The sequence below is a fragment of the Pseudorhodobacter sp. genome (assembly GCF_030452865.1).
Taxonomy (GTDB): Bacteria; Pseudomonadota; Alphaproteobacteria; order Rhodobacterales; family Rhodobacteraceae; genus Pseudorhodobacter.
This window is the reverse complement of sequence record NZ_JAKDLJ010000384.1, coordinates 1-3,304: the sequence shown is the minus strand read 5'-3', so window position 1 is coordinate 3,304 and position 3,304 is coordinate 1. Positions and strand designations below refer to the sequence as shown.

The 3,304-nt window shown below is 60.4% G+C and carries 3 protein-coding genes; 1 reads left to right on the top strand and 2 read right to left on the bottom strand.

Going from position 1 to position 3,304, the window contains the following annotated elements:
- The coding region (locus tag L0H65_RS16765) for an MFS transporter (RefSeq protein ID WP_301460358.1) at positions 1-382 on the top strand (382 nt) is incomplete at its 5' end.
- 104 nt (positions 383-486) lie between these two features.
- Here the strand turns inward: L0H65_RS16765 and L0H65_RS16760 are convergent.
- Both L0H65_RS16760 and L0H65_RS16755 read right to left on the bottom strand, forming a co-directional pair.
- Positions 487-1,653, bottom strand: a complete 1,167-nt coding sequence (locus tag L0H65_RS16760) for an alpha-hydroxy acid oxidase (protein WP_301460355.1) — start codon at positions 1,651-1,653, stop codon at positions 487-489.
- Between the two features lie 89 nt (positions 1,654-1,742).
- Positions 1,743-3,149 carry a glutamine synthetase family protein gene (locus L0H65_RS16755; protein WP_301460354.1) on the bottom strand — a complete coding sequence of 469 codons (1,407 nt, stop codon included), beginning with the start codon at positions 3,147-3,149 and terminating at the stop codon, positions 1,743-1,745.
- Positions 3,150-3,304 lie beyond the last annotated feature (155 nt).

Below are 3,304 nucleotides of genomic sequence, written 5' to 3'. Positions count from 1 at the left end.
CGGTGGTCAGGCACTTGTCCAGCGGATTGCCCCGATCGCCCTGCTGCGTTGGGGCTCAATTGTCGCGAGTTGCGGCGCGTTGGTCGCAGCCATGGCGACCGGCCCGATGATGGCCTATTTTGGCTTCGTCATTTTGGGCATCGGCGCTTCGGTCATTACCCCCACCGCGTTTTCATTGGTCGGCCAGAATGCACAACCCGCAGCGCGCGCGCGTGCGGTCGCGCGCGCCACGCAACTTGGCTACTTCGGTTACTTTTTCGGCCCGCCGGCGTTGGGCCTTATCGCAGGCAGTTTCGGCCTGCGGGCAGCCTTCGTCGCGACAGCCTGCGGTATCGCCTTGGTCCTCGTCCTCGCGCCGATGCTGACACGGGCGTCAAAATAGCTCTGCTGCCGGGCCGCCAAAGCAAAATCACACCTGCGTCTTCTCTGCAAAAATATCCACTACCCCGAACGAAACACCGCGCTACGCCGGGGGGTGGCAATGGCTTACGCCACCCAGTCACCTTCAAACCCCTTCGGGATCAAAAGGTTATGGCGTCCAAGTCCGTCTATCCCACGTTCGCCAACAAGGCCCATTGTGGTGAGAAGCTCCTTTTGGATGACCTCCAGCGCCTTGGTCACGCCCGCCTCTCCCATCGCACCCAGACCGTTGACATAGGCGCGCCCGATATAGGTTCCCTTGGCCCCCAGGGCCAGCGCCTTCAATACGTCCTGCCCCGACCGGATACCGCTGTCCATATGAACCTCGATCTGGTCGCCAACAGCATCAAGGATGGCAGGCAACGCCCGGATTGAAGACAGCGCCCCATCCAACTGCCGCCCGCCATGGTTGGAGACGATAATCGCATCTGCCCCGACAGCCAGCGCCTTGCGGGCGTCATCCGCATCCATGATGCCTTTCAGGATCACCTTGCCGCCCCACATTTCCTTGAACTTGGCGATCCGCGCCCAATCCAGCGACATGTCAAACGCCTCCGCCGTCCATGTCGCAAGATTTGTGGGGTCCGAAACCCCCTTCGCATGGCCAACGATATTGCCAAAGAACCGCCGCTTGGTTTGCAGCATCCCCAGCCCCCACTGCACCTTTGTCATCATGTTGGCAATTGATGCAGGGGTCAGTTTCGGCGGCGTCGATAGCCCGTTCTTCAGATCCTTGTGCCGCTGGCCCAGAATCTGCAAATCCACGGTGATCACAATCGCCGAACATTTCGCTGCCCGTGCGCGCTCAAGCAACCGGCGCATGAAATCGTCATCTTTCAGTGTGTAGACCTGAAACCAGAACGGCTTTGTCGTATTTGCCGCTACATCCTCGATCGAACAGATGCTCATCGTCGACAGGGTAAACGGAACGCCGAACTTCTCAGCCGCGCGCGCTGCCAGTATCTCCCCGTCCGCATGCTGCATCCCGGTGAGGCCGACTGGGGCAAGTGCCACCGGCATCGCCACCTTTTCGCCAATCATCGTGCTTTCGGTGGACCGCCCCGACATATCCACCGCCACCTTCTGGCGCAAACGCAACTGCGCAAAGTCAGCGGAATTGTCACGGAAGGTCTGCTCGGTATAACTGCCACTTTCCGCATAATCATAGAACATCTTTGGCGTGCGGCGCTTGTGCAGACGCTTGAGGTCATCAATGCAGGTGATCACGGGCATGGCAGATCTCTCTCGATTGTGGTAATATTTTCTTACCAATTCTTCGCGCGCACTGCAACCTTTGTCGTCAAGGCTGCATGCACTTTGCGTCAAACAGTATGCAAATACAGATCATAATCAACTTCCGAAATCGTCGCGGCCACCCGCGCATATTCTGCGGCTTTAATAGCAACGAAGGTGCGGTGCATATCCTCCCCCAAGGCATCGCGCAGGAAGGTGGAGTTTCGCGCAGCCTCGATCGCACCGCGCCAATCGACCGGCATCTCGCCGATTTCGGCACCATCATAACCATTGCCGGTGGTCTCCGGCCCCGGGTCAACCCGATGCGCCAATCCTGCCCGGATACCGGCAAGCACCGTTGCGGCAACCAGATAGGGGTTGGCATCCACCCCCGCCGGCCGATGCTCAATCCGCCGCGCCTTGATGTCACCCGCCGGGATCCGCAAGGCAACGGAGCGGTTGTTGACGCCCCATGACGGCGAGACCGGCGCATAGGACTGGCCCACGAACCGCCGCCAGCTATTGGCGTGGGGCGCAAAGATCAGCATCGATTCCGCCATCGTCGCGCGCAAGCCGCCCAAGGCGTGCAGGATGGTTGGTGCCCATTGCCCCTCCACGGCTTCGACAAAGATATTGCGCCCGGTCTTGTCCAACATCGAGACATGGAAATGCATGCCGGACCCTGCATATTGCTCCACCGGTTTGGCCATGAAACAGGCGATCACGCCATGGTTACGCGCCTGTGCCCGCACGATCCGCTTGAGGCGGATCAGGTCATCTGCGGCCTGCATGACATCTTCGCGGTAATGCAAGGTCAGTTCATACTGGCCGGGCGCATATTCCGATATCAGCGTTTCGGCCTTGATCCCCGCCGCAGCCGCACCGGCGTAGATGTCTGAAAACAGCGGCAACATACCGTGCAGGTGATCCACCGAATAAACTTCGGTCTTGTTGCTTGCGCGCCCGTCCAGCACGTCGCGCGCAGGCTGGACGCGGCCATCGGCCCCGCGCTCCTTCGCCAGAAGGAAGAACTCCAACTCGAATGCCCCTGCGGGCCGCAAACCCTCGCGCGCCAGCGCGCTGACCTGGCGCTGCAACGCATGGCGCGGGTCAGAGGACATGGCTGTGCCATCCAACCCGTACATGCACATCAACACTTCGGCGCGTGCGGGTCGCGTCCCATGCAATGGCACCAGCGTTCCGGGCACCGGCCATGCACGCAGATCCCCATCGCCCTGATCCCAGATCAATCCGGTCTCATGCACATCCTCGCCGCAGATATCGAGCCCCAGTATAGAGATCGGCAAATGGCGCCCGGATTGATAAAAGCCAAGCAACTCGTGCCGCCGGATGATCTTGCCGCGCCCGATGCCATTGGCATCATGCAGCACCAGATCAATCGCCTCAATCTCGGGATGCGCTACCAAAAAAGCCTCGGCCTCTGCTACATCTGATCCAGACGGACTCCGCCCGGTTTGCATCTCGCCCTTTACCATCGTCTTTCCTGTTCCATTGAGCCTTGAAAACACGCCTTGCCTGTCTTCTCTGTAAAAATATCCCGGGGGGTCGAGGGGGGCAGCGCCCCCCCCCCGGGGCCCCGCACCCCGCAGGGAAACAACACCGCCCGCCCGTCGCCCAAACCCCCGCCCAA